Here is a 17,244-nt window from a genome sequence, read left to right on the forward strand (position 1 = left end):
TCAGGTGTTTATATGAGATTTGAAATGATTAAAGAACAACTGATTGTTTTCCTTGTTTGTTTCAACTTCAAAGATAGCCCGATTCTCATCTTCCATAAATGAGATCAGCTGGCTATTGAAATCTTCCTCGCCAGTACTTTTGAAATAGCTAAAACCAAACTCCTCTGCCATTCTTATGGCAGTTCTTGGTTGGTGCGTTTCAAAAAGCTCTTCAAGTTCTGGCTGCTGGGAAGGCCCCGGAATAAGCCGGAAAATCCCGCCACCGTGATTGTTTAGTAGTAAGATCTTGAAGTTGGCGGGCAGGTAATTGTGCCAAAAGGCATTGATATCGTAGAAGAAAGATACATCCCCTGTAATCAGATAGTTGGGGACAGCACAAGTGAGAGTAATGCCGACAGCGGTGCTGGTGCTGCCATCTATTCCGCTGGTGCCTCTGTTCGCATGCACTGAAATATTGTTTTGCTGTGAACTGAGGCCTACAAAATTGGCATATCTCACCGCCATGCTATTGGCGAGGTGCAATTTGGCTTCTCCTGAAATGCTTTTGATAAACCTGTATGCTGCCTGAAATTCGTTGAAAGGTTGGTGAGTAAAAATGCTGTTAAAATTCTCCTTCACGTTCTCATCGAGGCTTCTCCAGCTTTCCATGAATTCCGGAGATTTTGGTGCGGCACCCGTATCAAGTAGTTGTTTGAAAAAGTGAGGGGGACTCATCCTAACAATCCGTGTGAGTGATTGCATTGGATCCGGAACGTTGCCAGCCTGGGCAATGTGCCAGTGGGCAATGGCCCGGTGCTGTCTGAGAAACAGTTTGAGGTTCTTGCTGATCACTGACTGCCCTAAAGTGATCAGAAGGTCAGGCTTTAAACTAGCAGAGGCTTCTGGTAAGAAAGCATCCGAATGCCTGATAGTACCTGCAAAGCCATGCAGGTTGGCAATGATGTCGGCCACGACAGGGATATTGAGCTTAAGCGATACAATCGAAAGAGCGTCGATAAGCGGCTTGTCGGGTTTGTGCTGCCCCACTACAATGACAATTTTTGCATACTGGCTTAATTCTTCCGATAGGCGCAAAAGTGTGTCTTTGCCTGGGGAGTTTTCAAATGCAGGTTCGTCTATGAGCTTTATCGCTTTGTCAAAGACCAGTTTTTCGCCTTTTTCAGGGTAGAAAGGCTCCCTCAAAGGCACATTAATATGAACCGGGCCACTGTCGGGCGACCTGGAGCAGTTGATGGCCTCGTTTACCAACCGATGCGAGAACCATAAGGCATCCTTATGTTCGAAGCTGTCAGGAAAACTGAAAGACTTTTTTATATGAGGCTCAAATATCGCTTTCTGATTGATTGTTTGGCCATCCCATTGTTCCAGCCATTCTGGTGGTCGGTCAGCTGTTAGCACCAGCAAAGGGATGTTTCGGTAGTAAGCTTCAGTGACCGCTGGGGCATAGTTAAGTACAGCGGTGCCCGACGTGCAGATAAGTATCGTTGGAGTTTCTGTTCGCTCAGCCATGCCCAATGCGATAAACGCAGCTGCCCTCTCATCGGGAATTGTGTATATGTTGAAGTCGCCATGCCGGTTGAAGGCCAGCGTAAGGGGTGCACAACGTGAGCCGGGAGAAAGCACAACATTACGCAGTCCTTTCAGATAACAAATACTGGCTATATCGTTGATTGCTTTGATTACCATGTTTGCAGCTTAGAACAGGCACATAAGCGTTTGAAGTTTCAGTTCGGTTTCTTCAAATTCTTTTTCAGCTATCGAATCTTCGGTAACCCCAGCTCCCGCAAATAATCTGGCCCTATCTGAAAGCAGCTTCATGGACCGCAAGTTAACATAAAGCTGGGTGCTACCCTGCATATTCACCGGCCCCAGATAGCCTGTGTAAAATTCCCTGTCGAAGCCTTCAAACTGCTTGAGGAACTGCAACGATGGCTCAAGAGGCATGCCACATACAGCCGAGGTGGGGTGAAGTAAATCCAACATTACACTGCCCAACTGTGGGAAATTGACAGCTTCCATGTCCACGTAAAACTCCGTTTTGAGGTGCGCCATATTACCTGCTTTGATAGATTTAGGGCCCTTTTCTTCATACTCCCTCAACCGTATTTTTTTAAAGCAGTTGATAATGTACCGGCAAACCAAAGCTTGTTCTTCAATTTCTTTTTGTGTCCAGGCTACCTGGGATAGCTCGCCGGACTCCGGGATTTTTTGCGTGCCAGCCAAAGCCACGCTCTTAAACCACCTGCCATCGACAATACTGAGCAAAAGCTCGGGAGTGGCTCCCATCCATATCCCAACCCCTGGAATACCGAAAACATAGACGAAGGCGTTGGGGTATAGCTGGTGAAGCTTTTCAAAAGCGGAGATAAAGTCCCAGCCTGTCGGGTATGAAACGTCAGTATACCGGGAAGGCACTACTTTATTAAAAACTTCGGCTTTGATGTTCTCTTTTGCCTTGTTCACAATATCAATAAAGTCGCCTTTTTGGCTGGCGGCTACCTTGTCGGTTGCTGGAACGTATGCCTCAAGTGATGCTGACCGCAGGGCTTCAAATGTGCCCTGGATAAACGAGTCAGTTTGCTCATTACTTACGCCAACGGCCGGATTTACCTGGAAGCCGGAACTATTGTCGGTCGGGGTAAATACAAGATCCGCATTGATTTTGATATTTTTTTTTCTACCCTCGTTCAGGAAGGGGCTTACAATAAAACCAGGGCTGGCCTCTTCTAAGTCTCCCTTGTCGGTGGATGGTTGCTCGCCCAGGTCAACTATACCCTGGAGTTGGGGTTGACCTTGTTTTTTCCAAAAAGCGAACGATTTCTTTCCATTAATGGCTCCCGAAATGGTCTCCCTGATGTTAAGCTCTCTGATCTCTGTTTCCGTACTGCTCTTCTCCTTCAAAAAAGTGGTCGTTTATGAATGGTGTCGAAATTTAGCACTGAATGAATTGCCCGCAAAACAGGCTGTTGAATTTAAAAGTTTAAAAACGGACATATTTATCGTTTACTTGTAGTTTTGTGGCTCATTTGACAATATTGGTGTGAAGCAGTTATATATCGTTAGACATGGTGAAACCCAGTTTAACAGGGAGAAAAAGGTTCAGGGAAGAGGAGTAAATGCGCCTTTGAACCAAACAGGGCAGGAGCAAGCCAGGGCATTTTTTAACCACTACAAAGACGAGAAGTTCAATAAGGTGTACGTGTCGTCGTTGATCCGTACCTACCAGTCAGTGGAGTCGTTCATAAACCAGGGCATACCCCACGAGAAACTGGACGGGCTGGATGAGATTAGCTGGGGTAACAAAGAGGGGCTGGCCTTCGAACCAGACATCCATAGCCATTATCTGACGACGCTTGAGGCATGGCAGCGAGGTGAGCTGGACCAGCGGATAGATGGGGGAGAGTCGCCCATAGAGGTCATGGAAAGGCAAAAGCAGGCTATGAATTATATTCTGAGCAAATCAGATGAAGAAAAGGTGCTGATTTGTATGCATGGAAGGGCTATCCGAATTCTTGTTTGCTGGATGCTTGGTTATCCGCTTCAACTAATGGAGAGCTTTGGTCATTCTAACCTTGGCTTGTATGTTTTCAACTATACCGGGGGGCAGCTTTCGATGGTCACATCCAACGATGTCAGCCATCTTGAAGGTGTGGAATTAATCTGAAGTCAATCGGGCTAGCTCCCTTTCGGCGCTTGAGTCGATGCTGGCTTTGTAAGGGTGGTTTTCGAAGTCCATTGCTTTTTCAAAATACCCCTTTGCTTCTTTGTCTTTTCCGGAGCTCTTCATAATAAACCCAAGTTGCAAGGCAGCATTAGCACCCATGTACCAGGGTTGCCGTTCGGCGAGTTTCAAAGCCTGTCGGTAATGAGGAATGGCTGATTGATCTTTTCCCTGCAAGTGATAGAGCCTGGCCAAACGATAATAGTATTCGCATAGCCATTTCCCATCAAGTTCCGATGGGTTTACAGTAGCTAGTTGTCGCTTTGCCTCTTCCCAATAACCTCCGTCGGTTAAAAGCCTTGTCTTCAGCAGTGGAATCGGATATTGGTTTATTTCTGTTAGGAACACATCCGCATTTTTGTCTGGCTCGGTGGTGCTTCGCTCCATTTTTGACGCTTTTTCACTCCAGGTGCTTGCACTGAGAGGGTCGCCTTCCAGGTAATACGAGGCAGCTATTTTGGCCATCGCATCTTTCTTGAAGCTTTCTCCGCCATAAGATTGGATAAACATTGTGTAGTGCTCCCGGGCTTTATCCAAATCCATTTTTTCGAGATACAGGTCTCCAAAAAGGTAGTTAACCGGAGTGAGCGTTTTTTGCTGATCTGCCGATATTTTCGATAAAGTGGCCAGCGCCTGTTCACCATTGTGTGCTTTATTGAGAGAAGTGGCCAGCATAAACCGGGCAAGCGTGCTATTGGGCTGCTTTTCCAGGGCTTGCAAAAACAAGGCAGTGGCTTTTGCTGGTTCATGAAGCGGGTAGGCATAGAAGTATCCAAGGATGATCAGGGCCTCATCTGCCATGGGACTGCTACTGGACGAAAGGTTTGTTAGCTGCTCAATTCCCGTGGCTACCTTACCCTGAAGGCCAATCAACCGGATGGCCCATTCGTACCTTTCGGGAGTGAGACCAATGAGGGTGTTGATGACACCAGATGACTTTAAGAATGGGAGAATCTTGTCATCACGGTTTTGAAGTTCATCTATTTGGCTGTGCGCCTGCATCAAACTGTATAACCCCGACAGGTAGTCCCCAAATTTGATTTTAAACATCGCCTCCTGCAATTTCATGTCTGCCAGATAAAACGCCTTTCGGGCATTCCCTCCAGGTAGTTCCTCTATCCATGCTCTTCTCTTTGGGAGATTGCCGAGATAGCTTTCGTAGAAGCTGTTGTCTTCAGTGTAGATCATTTGAAGAAAGTCGCTGAGGTTAAGGAGGTAGGCTTTTTCCGGAGAATTGGGGAGAGTTGCCAGGAGGGTCTTGGCCTCGGAAAGCCTGTATTGTAGAATTAGCTCATGTGTTTCTACCACAGAAGGTTGCCAGCCAAGGTCTGCTTGCATGGCAGAGGCTTGAAAAAATGGCAGGAGCGCAAACAAAAACAGGCGAGCCTTGAGGCTCACCTGCTTATATGGGATACAAACGAATGTCAAGAAATTACTTTCTCGTCCGTTTTGTTGTTTTGCCTTTTGTGTCTTCTTCTTCAATCTCGTCATCAACTCCTGCTAATATACGACCGCAGTGTTCACATACGATGAGTTTTTTCTTCTCTCTGATGTCAGCTTGTCTTTGAGGAGGAACAATATTGAAACACCCACCACATGCGCCTCGGCGCACAGGAACAACAGCCAGACCATTTACTGCGTTAGCCCTTGTTTTGTCGTAGGATTTAAGTAAACGCTCTTCGATCTTCGCTGCTGCGGCTTCTCGCTTTTTGCTAAGCGCTTTTTCGTCGTCTTCGCTTTCTTTCACGATGACGTCAAGCTCTTTTTTCTTGCTTTCAAGGTCTTTGCTGCGTTCGCTAAGAACGTCCTTCGTTCCTTGTATTTCTTCTTTTTTGGTATCGATCTTTACGTAAGCCTCTTTGATCCTTTTTTCAAGAATTTGTATTTCAAGCTGCTGTAATTCAATCTCCTTGGTGATTGCGTCGTACTCACGATTGTTGCGGACATTCATTTGCTGCTCACCATACTTTTTGATGAGTTTTTCTGCGTCCTTAATTGCGGTCTTGTTGTCTGAAATAGAGCTTTCAAGTTCTTCCAAATCCTGGTTGAACTTCTGAACCCTGGTCTCATAACCGGCAATTTCATCCTCAAGGTCCATCACTTCTTCTGGAAGTGCTCCCCTGATTTTTTTTATTTCGTCGAGGTTGGAATCAATTTCTTGGAGGTTGCTGAGCGATTCTAATTTTTGTGCTACGGTGCTTTCCATTCAGTTCTATAAGTAATATCTGACGGGGTTTGTGTTTGCTTTAGACAAACGGAGTGCAATATTAGTGAATTTTTGTTTTAATTTCCTATGAAGCAGGTTTTTTGTAGAGACCTCACTTTCATAGTGTCCAATATCTGCCACGAGTACCTTGCCTTCGGCGTCAAAATACTCGTGATATTTGAAGTCGGACGTTACAAATGCGTCGGCCGATTGCTTTTTGGCGCTTTCAAGTAAGAAGCTTCCAGCCCCGCCGCAAACTGCTACGGTATGTATCTTCTTGTTGACCGGTGTGTATTTTATTACCTGAAGGTCGAAAACTTCCTTAAGATGGGCCAGAAATTTATCGGGTTGCATGGGTTCGGGCAGAATGCCAATCATTCCCAACCCAACTTCCTGATATTGGTTTTGCAGCGAAGTAAGGTAATAGGCTACTTCTTCATATGGGTGGGCAGTTTGAAGTGTGTTTATGATCACTTGACTCAAATGCGATGGGAAAATTAATTCCAGACGATCTTCATGTACTTGCTCAAGCTGGTGAGCTGAACCTATGTGTGGAGTTGCTTTGTCGTTTGGACGGAAGCTGCCTGTGCCCGCCACCCGAAAACTGCAGTGATCATAGTTGCCGATATGTCCGGCGCCCGCTTCGTGCAATGCTGCCAGGACTGCCCCGGTATTGTCTTTTGGACAAAACGTAACAATTTTGGAAAGGACGCCCGATTTAGGGGCCAGTATCCTGAGATGCTGCAGTCCTAAGATGTTGGCGATTTCAGCGTTGACACCGTCAAGTACATTATCAAGATTCGTGTGGATGGCATAAATAGCGATGTCGTGTTGGATAGCTTTGATAACGGTGCGTTCCACGTAGTTGCTTCCTGTGAGCGTCTTAAGCCCCTTGAAGACAATGGGGTGATGGGCAACAATAAGATTACAGCCGGTGGCAATAGCTTCGTCAACAATTTCTTCTGTGGCATCAAGCGAAATGAGTACTCCCGAGACATGATTCGAAGAATTGCCTACTATCAAGCCAGCGTTGTCGTAGCTCTCCTGATACGCCCTTGGAGCCAGAGTCTCCAGGTACGAGATTATTTCTTTGATCCTTATTTCTTCCTTGCTCATTCGCTTCTCCTTATCGCAAGTATACTATCTTTAGGCCCACAATACAATTGACTAATGCAACTACTTAGGGTTCTTCTTGCGGCGCCATTTTCCTTTGTCTGGTTATGCATTACGAATATCAGGAATACTTTGTATGACCTGGGAGTGTTAAAAAGCACTGGTTTCAGTATTCCGGTGATTTGCGTTGGCAACCTGTCAGTGGGGGGCACTGGTAAGACACCAACTATCAATTATCTCATCGCTTACTTGTTGTCGATGGGTAAGAATGTAGCAGTGATCAGCCGGGGATATGGCCGAGTTACAAAAGGTTTTTTTGTTGTCGATGAGCTGTCTGGTGCTGCGTCAGTCGGTGATGAGCCACTTTTGTTTTTCAAAAGATGGTCTGGAAAAGTTGTTGTGGCTGTGGGTGAGAAAAGGGTGCTGGCTATTAGAAACATTAGGGAGCGATACCCAAAATTGGATGTGATTCTTATGGACGATGGCTTTCAACATCGGGCTGTGCAGCCATCTACTTCAATAGTCCTCACTTCGTTCCAAAATCCTTTTTACCGTGATTTTATTATGCCCTCGGGGTCGTTGCGAGAGGGAAGAAGGTGGGCGAGAAGAGCTGATATCATTGTGGTGACAAAATCGCCTCAGATCATGCCTGAAGTGGAGAAGGGAAAAATGAGAGCAAAGATTCAAACCTACGCTCAGGCAGACACTCCTGTCTTTTTTTGTTCTATACAATATGGACGCCCCGTGTCGTTTGGAAAAGAAGGTGAGTGGAACAAGAGAGTATTTTTGATTACAGGTATTGCCAGCCCGGCGCCATTATTGGATTATTTGAAAATTGAGGGGATTGAGGTGGTAACGCATTGGGAAAGGGCTGATCACTTTGCCTACAGTGATCAGGAAATGGAAAAGATTGTTGATGAATATCAAAACAGCGTCAATTGCGTTATTCTTACCACAGAAAAGGATTATGTAAAAATGAGCAACCCGAAGTTTCAGCGGTATTTGGACAGTGCGCCATTTTTTTATATCCCGATAGAGTTTTCCTTTTCAAAAGAAAAAGAAAACTTTGAGGCGGTAATAGCAGAGAAGGTAACTAAAAACCTGGGCAAGTCAGTTTGAAGATCATACTAAAAATTGCGGCAATTGGATGTTTCGCCACGGGGCTTGCTCTGGGTGTTTCGCATGCACAGGTGCTGGACGATTCAACAAAAAATGTTTACTCCTCAAGAACAACGTTTTGGTTTTCAGAAGCTGACATAAAAGCATTGTCTGATTCTCTGCATGTGCTTGACACCCTGCTTTACGGGCTGGAGAATTTTGATGCGGTTGATGTTTCAAACCATACCCTGGTTGACCTGGGCAACAACGGAACGGCGACCAGGTCTTTGTACTATCTGTTCCCGTCCACAATAGGAGCCACGTTGGGTATCAATGCCTACGACCCCTACTTTATACCCTCCTCTGAGATAAAATACTTTGATACAAAATCACCCTGGATCAAAATAAAAACTGTCGTGGGCGGCTCAGGAAGAAGCGTGGTGGACGTGGGCTACTCAAGAAATATCAATCCACGGTGGAATTTAGGGGTAGATTTTAAGTTGCTTACATCGGATAAGCAGATTGGTTCTTCTTCCAGTCGGGGTGACCGAAATGTGAACAGCACCACCTGGGATTTGTACACCAGCTATAAGTCAAAAAACGAGCGGTATCAACTGCTTTTTAACGTTGACAGGATCAAACACCAGGTGCTTGAAACAGGGGGTATCGATGTGAGTGAAGATGCTTCCACTGCTGAGCTTTTTCAATACCTTGATTCTCCCATCAAACTGACAGGGGTGAAAGCTTATGACTATAAGATCAACTTCCACCTTTTTCAGAAGTACAAAATCACTGATGAGCTTCAGGTTTATTATTTGCTTGACAAAGGAAGGCACGACAATAGTTTTGAAGACCCTACGCCAACCAACAACGCCTTGGCCTATCCAAATATCTTAATCACCAGCGACAGCACGGCGGATCTGATTCAGATGAGAGCGCTGCTCAATGAAGCTGGGGTGCTGGGCAAAATAGGGGGGTTGAGTTATAATTTTTACCTGAAGCAGAGGTATGTGACTTACAATGACCGCTTCTCATCTCCTTTTGGCCGCCAGTCGGAGAGCTATGGAGGGGCGAAAATCAATGTAAGGTTGTTTGACGTATGGGACACGGATGCCAAAGTTGAATACCTACAGGGAGGACTTTTTGATATTGAGGGGAGAACCACTTTGCCATTTCTCAATTTGTGGTTGCGAAGCATGAGGTACAAGCCAGGCTACCAGCAGCTCTATTATTTTGGAAATCACTACAGCTGGGTCAATGACTTCGAACCACAAAGAGCTGATAGATTGGGGGGTGAGTTGAATGTTAAGCTTGGCCCCGTCACACTCAAGCCTGGGCTTAATCTGACCAGGGTGGCCAACTATGTTTACTTTGGTGCTGACTCTCTTCCGCATCAATCCCTATCAGCTGCCGGACAGTTGCTGGTGAATCCCAGTGCTGCGGCGGAGCTTACCATAGGCAAAAGTTTTCACCTGAACCCTCAAGTGATTTACACTGCTGTTACTGGTAGTGACTCAGAGATTTGGAGGATGCCGGAGTGGCTGATCAGTACCAGGTTCTACTATGAAGGGGTATGGTTCAACGACTACCTGCCTGTGCAACTTGGCGTTGACCTGAACTGGAAATCCACTTACTATGGCCATGCCTACAATCCCGTCATTCAGCAGTTTTACATCCAGAATAGCTTTGCCATCGATTCGTATTTGACAGCGGATGTATTCCTGAACTTCAAAGTAGGCAATGCACGATACTTTGCCAAGATGACGCACGCAAACCAACCCGGCACCGCCGATGGCTATTTCATTTCGCCCTATTACCCGGGGCAGCGCCGGGTGTTTGACCTCGGTGTTACCTGGTATTTCTTTGACTAAATAATTGCCTCAATGGAAGCAAAGAGTAAAACCACCCTTGGCCTGGAGCTGCCTACCGATCCCCGTTGGACAGATATCGCCAGTATGCAGATTGAGGACATTCTTGTTGATCACGCTTATTGTGAGCAGAAGGCCGCTTCTTCGTGCATTTCGCTCATTATGCTCTACCCAGAAAGAGAAAAACTGCTGGAATTGTTGGTGCCAGTAGTGGCGGAGGAATGGAGTCACTTTGAAAGAGTAGTGGAGCAACTCAAGAAGAGGGGCTTTGGGTTAGGGAGGCAAAGGAAGGACGAGTATGTGGCCAGGCTTAATGAGGTAGTGAGAAAGGGTGGCTCCCGCAACCAGCAGTTGGTGGAGAAGCTGCTGCTGAATGCGCTGATTGAAGCCAGAAGCTGCGAGAGGTTCAAACTGCTGCACAAGCATATTGCGGATGAAGAGTTGAAAAAGTTCTATTATGAATTGATGGTTTCAGAAGCTGGCCACTATCATAATTTCATTGAACTGGCGGAAGAATACATGCCAAAGGATTATGTGAAAGTTAGATGGAACGAGTTCCTGGAAGCTGAGGCCGCAATAATGAAATCGCTTACTGTAAGAGGAGATAGGATGCATTGACGGTCAAAGGGTATAAAACAAAAAAGGTTTAGGAGTCTCCCCCTAAACCTTTTTTTGTTTTACGCTGAATAAAAGCTAGCCAAGTTTTATCTGCTGTTGCATAAATGGCTGCTTATAGAAACGCTGTCCGGTAGCTTTGTACATAGCATTGGCCAGCGCACCTCCTGCCGGTGGCAACGATGGTTCGCCGAGACCTGTAGGGTCATTCGTGTTTTTCACAAAGTGACATTCAATAACCGGAGGCGCTTCTCCCATTCTGATCAGTCTGTAGTTGTTAAAATTGCTTGCCTGTGGCGCACCATTCACAAAGGTCATGTCGCCATACATAGCGTGCCCGATGCCGTCGATGATGCCACCTTCAATCTGGTTTTTGGCAGCTATCGGGTTGATCACTATCCCGCAGTCAACAGCGCAGGTTACTTTTCTGGTGCTAGGCTGGCCTTTTTTGTTGACAACCTCCGCAACCATCGCCACATAGGAGTTGTGCGAGTAGTAGGCGCTAAAGCCCTTGCTCACTCCATCTTCAGTAGCCGACCAGTTGGCCTTTTCGGCAGCAAGTTTTATGGCACCAATCATTTTCTCTGGCTCATAGTCTACCGTACCCACAGGGTCACTCTTAGCTTTTTCGAGCAAGTCAAGCCTCAACTGCACGGCATCAACTCCCATTTCCTCGGCCACTTCGTCAATAAAGCTTTGCTCAGCATAAGCCAGGAAGTTGGTGATGGGTGCACGCCAGGCACCTGTGGTAATGTTGCTGTCCAGCCCGTACGACTCCACCCTGTAGTTGGGAATGGATCCTGCCGGAAACCAGTTTTCACGAGTCCAGCCGTTGCCGTTGATGCCGGTGCCAACCAAATGGTAAGCCACCAGCTTGCCGTCTTTTACACCGGCTTTGAATTTGTATTTCGATGCAGGGCGGTAAATACCAGCTGTCATGTCGTCCTCTCTGGTGTAGACCAGCTTGATGGGCGTGTTGGAGAGCTTTGAAATTTCGGCCACCTCCAGCACGAAGTCACCGTAAAGCCTGCGACCGAAACCACCTCCCATACGGGTCATGTCAATGAAAATTTCTGTTTCGGGCCTTCCCAGTAGCTCAGCAACCTGGCGCCTTGTTCTCTCGGGTGTCTGAATAGGGCCGATAAGATCCACCTTGCTCGCCGTCACATGTCCATAGAAATTCATTGGTTCCATAGGATTGTGCGGTAGAAAAGGGCCTTCGAAAGTTTTCTCAATTACTTTGTCGGCGGTTTTGAAGGCGGCGTCCACATCGCCGTCGTTTCTTCTGGGCTCGCCATTCTTTGTATTAAGCAAGGCCATCATTTGCTTGTCATGATACTCAGTGCTCTCGGCAGGCGTATCCTCTTCCCATTCAGCTTTAAGTGCTTTTTTGCCTTTCATAGCAGCCCAGGTTGTGTTGCCCAGTACCGCTACCTTGTTGCCAAACTGGATAACATCAGAAACACCGGTTACCTTTCTGGTTTCGCTGTCGTCAAACGACTTTAGTTTGGCACCAAAAGAAGGGGGGCGCAGCACGACCGCTACTTTCATTCCTTCTTTTTTCAAATCCATGCCATACTGTGGCTTGCCGGTAATGATTTTTTCTATGTCAACGTTTTTGGTGTCGGTGCCAATGATTTTGAAGGCAGATGGGTCTTTCAACTCCACCTCTTCAGGCACGGTTACGGATGCAGCAGCGGAGGCTATTTGTCCATAGGTGAGTGTATCACCTTTTGCGTTTTTGATTACTCCCTCTGAAGTAGTCAGGGTTGAGGCATCTACCTGCCACTGTTTGGCAGCCGCTTCCATCAGCATCTTTCTGGCAGTAGCACCTGCCATTCTCAAGCCTTTCCATGAACTTCTCAGCGACTGACTTCCGCCCGCCACCTGCCTGACAAATTTCTCCGTATCAAGCGGCGCTTGTTCAACCACGACATCTTTCCAGGCCACATCCAATTCTTCAGCCACTATCATCGGCATTGACGTCTTGACGTTTTGGCCGACCTCAGGATTTGGAGACATGATCGTAACGAGGCCGTTCTCGCCTATTTTGAGGTAAGCATTTACATTGAACCACTCTTTAGGAGCTCCTTTTATAGCGGTTTCAGCACTGGGACTGCACGATACCAGCCAGTTGAAGCCGATAACAAGACCGCCACTACCGGCTGCTGATACTTTCAGAAAGGATCTTCTGTTGTATGATGTTTTTATTAAAGTCATGATTTCGGATTTTTGGAACAGACTTAAACGCTTGCGGAAGCCGTCTTGATGGCTGCCTTGATACGGTTGTAAGTAGCACAACGGCAAATATTGCCATTCATGGCGCTTTCTATTTCCTCGTCCGTTGGAGAGGCATTTTTCGACAGCAGGGCTGCGGCATTCATGATCTGACCTGCCTGACAATAGCCGCACTGGGGTACATCGTGCTCTCTCCAGGCGTTTTGAAGCGGGTGAGAGGCATCGGCAGATAAGCCTTCGATGGTCACCACAGACTTGTCTCCCAGCGTTGAAATTGGCATAGAGCAAGACCGGACAGCATCGCCATCAACGTGAACCGTACAGGCGCCACACATGGCTATTCCACAGCCGAATTTGGTGCCTACCAAATCGAGGTTGTCACGAAGCACCCAAAGAAGTGGGGTGTCCGCATCTACATCAACCTGGTGTTCTTTTCCATTAACTTTTAGATTAAACTGGGCCATAATGTAAGAGTTGATTTACTGAATACTTTCAAAGTACCAATAATTGGTCAGATTTCATAGACGTCTGGGATGGCTGGAAAAATGCAGTTGTAAAGTGTTTCGAATACCATGCTATCCAGTCACTTACCAAATCATGAAGCCGTGCAGAAAGCTATGAGCGTTCTTCACTTTTCTGCGTGTAAATCGCTTTGGTCTGGTCTTTTTAGTTTGATAAAAGCAACCGAAATAGCTGCAAGAATCAATAGCGTGCCAGCCAGCCTGATAGCATTCACCGGACTGTTGCCAAGCCATGACGAGTAGTACATAGGAATGGTGAACGTTTCGAGCAACATGGGAATGACGATAAACATGTTGAATATGCCCATGTATACCCCCGTTCTTTCGGGCGGAATACTGCCCGCAAGCATTACGTAAGGGTTTCCCATCATACTTGCCCAGGATAGCCCCATGCCAATGATAGGAATGAAGACCATGCCAGGAGTGTTTAGCTCCGGAATCACGAGCAAGCCAGCACCAGCCAGAAACATACATGCACCGTGAATCCACTTTGGGCCGTATTTTTGAGCCAGCATCGCTAGCCCGAAAGCGGCAAAAAAGGCAATGAAATTGTAAAACGCCCCAATTTGCCCCACCAGCAGGTCAGCTTTTCTGAAGCCGGGGTCAAGCACATCAGTAGTGCCAAAGAGAGATTTTGATAGCGACTTGGCGATGTACTGCCAGTAAATGAACATAGCATACCAGCTAAACAGCATCATGGGCAGCATCTGCTTCATCGTGAGAGGCATTTCTTTGAAAGCCTTTGCAATTTCAGCAATGGTCGAACCTATGCCCTTGGGTTGGCTTCTTATGTGGGCTTTTTCTTCCTCCGAAATAGGGATTTCTTTCGTGGTTTTCAACGTCCATAGGATAGAGCCTATGGACACCACAGCGCCAATCACAAAAGCGATGATTGTTGTGACAGGGATACCGCTGTCATTTTTTGCAAGCTCACTGACACCGAAAAAAATAAGTAGGGTGGGGGTGAGGTATGAGAGGGTTTGTCCGAGGCCGGTGAAAGCACTTTGAGTTAAAAAGCCCAGGGAATGCTGCTCCTTCGGCAGTTTGTCGCTAACAAACGCCCGGTAGGGCTCCTGAGTGACATTGTTAGCCGCATCGAGGATCCAAAGCACGCTTGCTGCCATCCACACGGTGCTGCTGTACGGCATTACGAGTAGACTAAGGCTGCAAAAGATAGCGCCTATGAGGAAATACGGAGTCCTGCGGCCCCATTTGGTGATGGTTTTGTCGCTTATGGCTCCGATGATGGGCTGAACGATGAGCCCGGTCATAGGGCCTGCCAGCCACAGGAGGGGGAGCTCACTTTCTTCAGCCCCCAAGTAGGAGTAAATGGGGCTCATGTTGGCTTGCTGCAGGCCGAAGCTGTACTGGAGCCCGAAAAAGCCAAAATTCATGTTGATGATCTGCCAGAATTTGAGTGTAGGCTTGCCCATAAAAAAAGTCTGATTACTAACCTGGTTGCCGTAAGGAAGGTAATAACGTGCAGAAAATTGTTTTTGCAATGGAATTCCCACCTTTTAACTGCCACTCGCAAAAATTGTTTACATCCACTGTAAGCCGTTTCTATAACAGCATTCCAAAAGCTGCTACAACTGTCATTGCTATTATAAACCACCGATACTGCTTCTCAGGAATTTTCTTAATGATGGCCACTCCGATAAGAGCGCCGAGGCCAATAGCCGGTAAAGTTACAAGGTCAAAAAGGAAGGAGTCTACCGTGATGGTGTGCCAGCTGAAGATGTGAAAAGGCAGCTTGAACCAATTGAGAACCATAAAGAACCAGGCTGCCGTACCGATGAATGAATTTTTCGGTAAGTGTACTGAGAGCAGGTAAAGGGCCATAACAGACCCTGCGAGGTTACCAACCATGGAGGTAAACCCGCCTGCAACGCCCATGAGTGCTGCAAACCAAAAGTAAGCCGGCACCTTTTCTTCATTTTTCTTCCTCTTCTCCAGCCAAATCATTAAGCCGACCGAAACAAAAATGATGATGGCCATGATGAGCTTGAAGGCCTCGTCGTCGATGTAGTTGCCCACCCAGGTGCCGAGCAAGGTTCCTGCCGCTGCCCAGGGAAAGAGCTTCCACAGGTGATCCCACGCTGCATGCCGGTGGTAGTACACCACTCCAAAAATATCAGCAAGGCACAAAATAGGAAGGAGGAAGCCGCTCGACTGCTTGCCACCAAACACAGCAGCCAGCAGCGGCACCGCTATCATTCCTGCCCCATGAACGCCTGTTTTGGACATGCCGATGAGCACTGACACCGAAAGTATCATCCACAAATCAGAGTGGGAAAGCTCATAGGAGAAAAGTTCTATCAACTAAGAATGAGGTTTGGCGGTGGTCAGTTTCTGTCATTAAAAATGTAGGTGAAACTAGTCAAGGCCAAATTAATAACCGAAATTTTTTAAACCGGACAGTTTAAAAGATTAGGTTTTCTGCTTTTTCTTTTTTGCAGCAGGGAAAAGTATGTTGTTGAGAATCAGTCGGTAGCCAGGGGAATTTGGATGCAGATTGAGGTCAGTTGGAGGGTCGCCCACAAGGTGTTGATAGTCTTCCGGGTCGTGACCACCATAGAAAGTATAAAAGCCCTTGCCAAATATGCCATGAAGATACCGCACTTCGCCAATGCTCTTGTTTTCTCCCATCACCACCACATCGGGCTTAACGGTTGCATTTCTAAATGCAGTTGTTTGTCCCATAAAACCTTTGATGATCCGTTCATGGTTTTGGGTGAGCATGGTAGGAATGGGATCCCACTTGGCACTGAACTCAAACAAGTTGAAATAGTCGTTTCTTTCAATGACTCCCCGCTCGTTGGGCTGCATGTCGATGTTCGAGTATTCGTATTCAAGAGGACGCCTTTCCAATAAGAAGTCACCGAAAGCAAATGTTTTACTAAAGTCCAGCTTTTGCTGTGCCCGTGGGTCGGCCGGATCGCCATCGTACATGCTTTCACAAATGTCTATACCTTCGGCGGCCAGGGCAATGTCGTAGGAGTCGGTAGCCGAGCACATGGCAAAAAGGAAGCCGCCGCTGCCCACGAAGTCTCTGATTTTTTTTGCCACGCCCAGCTTCATTTGTGACACCTTCATAAAGCCGTGTTTTCTGGCCATTTCTTCATAGTCCCTTTGCTGCTCTATGTACCAGGGGTAGTTACCATAGGCCCGGTAAAACTTCCCATACTGGCCTGTAAAGTCTTCGTGATGCAAATGCAGCCAGTCGTATTTAGGTAGCTCGTTGTACAGGATTTCCTCATCAAAAATGACATCGTAGGGAATCTCAGCGTAGGAGAGTACCATGGTTACGGCATCGTCCCAGGGTAGCTTACTTTTTGGTGAGTAAACGGCGATTTTTGGGTATTTCTCCAGCCTCATGGCATCCATATTGGACGATGGACTTGCAATGACCTCAAGTATCTGCCCGGCTTCGGCATCGGAAATCACCTCATAGCTTACACCCCGGATAATCAGCTCATTTTCAAAAGCCTGGTAATATTTGAACATAAAGCTGCCGCCCCGGTAGTTGAGCAGCCAGTCAATCTCAATATCTTTGGAAAGCACCCAATAGGCCACACCATACGATTTCAAGTGGTTCGTTTGGCTGTTGTCCATGGGGATAAGGATAGAAGACGAGAATGCCTTGCTACCGATAAATAAAAAGATAAACAGGAGAAATATAATACGCTTCATCTACTCAAATTTTTTCTATTGAACCTGCCTGCTGGGAGCTCTTTTTCTTGCTCCGAAGGCCCAACTTCGCCAACTAAATCTAACAGAACAAGTCGTAAATTCCATGAGTCACCTTGTCTTAACGTATTATCGTATGACTTAGTCACCTTTACTATAACGTAAGAAACATTT

Annotated in this window: 14 protein-coding genes; 4 read left to right on the forward strand and 10 right to left on the reverse strand. The window is 46.8% G+C overall.

Going from position 1 to position 17,244, the window contains the following annotated elements:
• Both menD and ACMVP2_RS23545 read right to left on the reverse strand, forming a co-directional pair.
• Positions 1–1,686 (reverse strand): 2-succinyl-5-enolpyruvyl-6-hydroxy-3-cyclohexene-1-carboxylic-acid synthase, encoded by a 1,686-nt coding sequence (menD, locus tag ACMVP2_RS23540; RefSeq protein WP_416865370.1) that lies wholly within the window; start codon positions 1,684–1,686, stop codon positions 1–3.
• A 9-nt stretch (positions 1,687–1,695) separates the two neighbouring features.
• The gene (locus ACMVP2_RS23545) at positions 1,696–2,901 is read right to left on the reverse strand and encodes a chorismate-binding protein (protein WP_416865371.1); all 1,206 of its coding nucleotides are present in this window, start codon (positions 2,899–2,901) and stop codon (positions 1,696–1,698) included.
• Between the two features lie 139 nt (positions 2,902–3,040).
• Between ACMVP2_RS23545 and ACMVP2_RS23550 the strand changes: the two genes are divergently transcribed.
• Positions 3,041–3,664, forward strand: coding sequence for a histidine phosphatase family protein (locus tag ACMVP2_RS23550; RefSeq protein ID WP_339792605.1), 624 nt, complete (start codon positions 3,041–3,043; stop codon positions 3,662–3,664).
• On the opposite strand, the gene ACMVP2_RS23555 is transcribed toward ACMVP2_RS23550, so the two are convergent.
• From ACMVP2_RS23555 to ACMVP2_RS23565, 3 genes are all read right to left on the reverse strand, one after another.
• The gene (locus ACMVP2_RS23555) at positions 3,656–5,059 is read right to left on the reverse strand and encodes a tetratricopeptide repeat protein (protein ID WP_416865372.1); all 1,404 of its coding nucleotides are present in this window, start codon (positions 5,057–5,059) and stop codon (positions 3,656–3,658) included. The two genes, ACMVP2_RS23550 and ACMVP2_RS23555, sit on opposite strands and share 9 nt — an antisense overlap.
• 94 nt (positions 5,060–5,153) lie before the next feature.
• Complete coding sequence (locus ACMVP2_RS23560) at positions 5,154–5,927, reverse strand: zinc ribbon domain-containing protein (protein ID WP_416865373.1); 774 nt, start codon at positions 5,925–5,927, stop codon at positions 5,154–5,156.
• Positions 5,928–5,933: 6 nt separating this feature from the next.
• The gene (locus ACMVP2_RS23565; protein ID WP_416865374.1) at positions 5,934–7,043 is read right to left on the reverse strand and encodes a Nif3-like dinuclear metal center hexameric protein; all 1,110 of its coding nucleotides are present in this window, start codon (positions 7,041–7,043) and stop codon (positions 5,934–5,936) included.
• Between the two features lie 54 nt (positions 7,044–7,097).
• On the opposite strand from ACMVP2_RS23565, the gene lpxK reads away from it, so the two are divergent.
• Genes lpxK through ACMVP2_RS23580 form a run of 3 tightly spaced genes read left to right on the forward strand, consistent with a single transcriptional unit; the run spans position 7,098 to position 10,624 of the window.
• A complete protein-coding gene (gene lpxK / locus ACMVP2_RS23570) occupies positions 7,098–8,159 on the forward strand; it encodes a tetraacyldisaccharide 4'-kinase (protein ID WP_416865375.1) in 1,062 nt (353 codons plus the stop codon).
• Entirely contained in the window at positions 8,156–10,009 is a 1,854-nt protein-coding gene (locus ACMVP2_RS23575) for a putative porin (protein WP_416865376.1), read from the forward strand. Before lpxK ends, ACMVP2_RS23575 begins: the two co-directional genes overlap by 4 nt.
• 12 nt (positions 10,010–10,021) lie before the next feature.
• The gene (locus ACMVP2_RS23580; RefSeq protein ID WP_416865377.1) at positions 10,022–10,624 is read left to right on the forward strand and encodes a tRNA-(ms[2]io[6]A)-hydroxylase; all 603 of its coding nucleotides are present in this window, start codon (positions 10,022–10,024) and stop codon (positions 10,622–10,624) included.
• 75 nt (positions 10,625–10,699) lie between these two features.
• Here the strand turns inward: ACMVP2_RS23580 and ACMVP2_RS23585 are convergent, their stop codons facing one another.
• The 5 genes from ACMVP2_RS23585 to ACMVP2_RS23605 form a co-directional block, all read right to left on the reverse strand.
• Positions 10,700–12,841: a molybdopterin cofactor-binding domain-containing protein gene (locus ACMVP2_RS23585; protein WP_416865378.1), complete on the reverse strand. Its 2,142-nt coding sequence runs from the start codon at positions 12,839–12,841 to the stop codon at positions 10,700–10,702.
• Between the two features lie 23 nt (positions 12,842–12,864).
• On the reverse strand, positions 12,865–13,323 hold the full coding sequence (locus tag ACMVP2_RS23590; protein ID WP_152000884.1) for a (2Fe-2S)-binding protein: 459 nt from the start codon (positions 13,321–13,323) through the stop codon (positions 12,865–12,867).
• A gap of 164 nt (positions 13,324–13,487) precedes the next feature.
• Positions 13,488–14,813, reverse strand: coding sequence for an MFS transporter (locus ACMVP2_RS23595; protein ID WP_416865379.1), 1,326 nt, complete (start codon positions 14,811–14,813; stop codon positions 13,488–13,490).
• Between the two features lie 130 nt (positions 14,814–14,943).
• Positions 14,944–15,702 (reverse strand): sulfite exporter TauE/SafE family protein, encoded by a 759-nt coding sequence (locus ACMVP2_RS23600; RefSeq protein WP_152000882.1) that lies wholly within the window; start codon positions 15,700–15,702, stop codon positions 14,944–14,946.
• 108 nt (positions 15,703–15,810) lie between these two features.
• Positions 15,811–17,073, reverse strand: a complete 1,263-nt coding sequence (locus ACMVP2_RS23605; RefSeq protein ID WP_416865380.1) for an asparagine synthetase B — start codon at positions 17,071–17,073, stop codon at positions 15,811–15,813.
• Positions 17,074–17,244: the final 171 nt, after the last annotated feature.

The organism is Imperialibacter sp. (assembly GCF_048007035.1).
GTDB lineage: Bacteria > Bacteroidota > Bacteroidia > Cytophagales > Cyclobacteriaceae > Imperialibacter.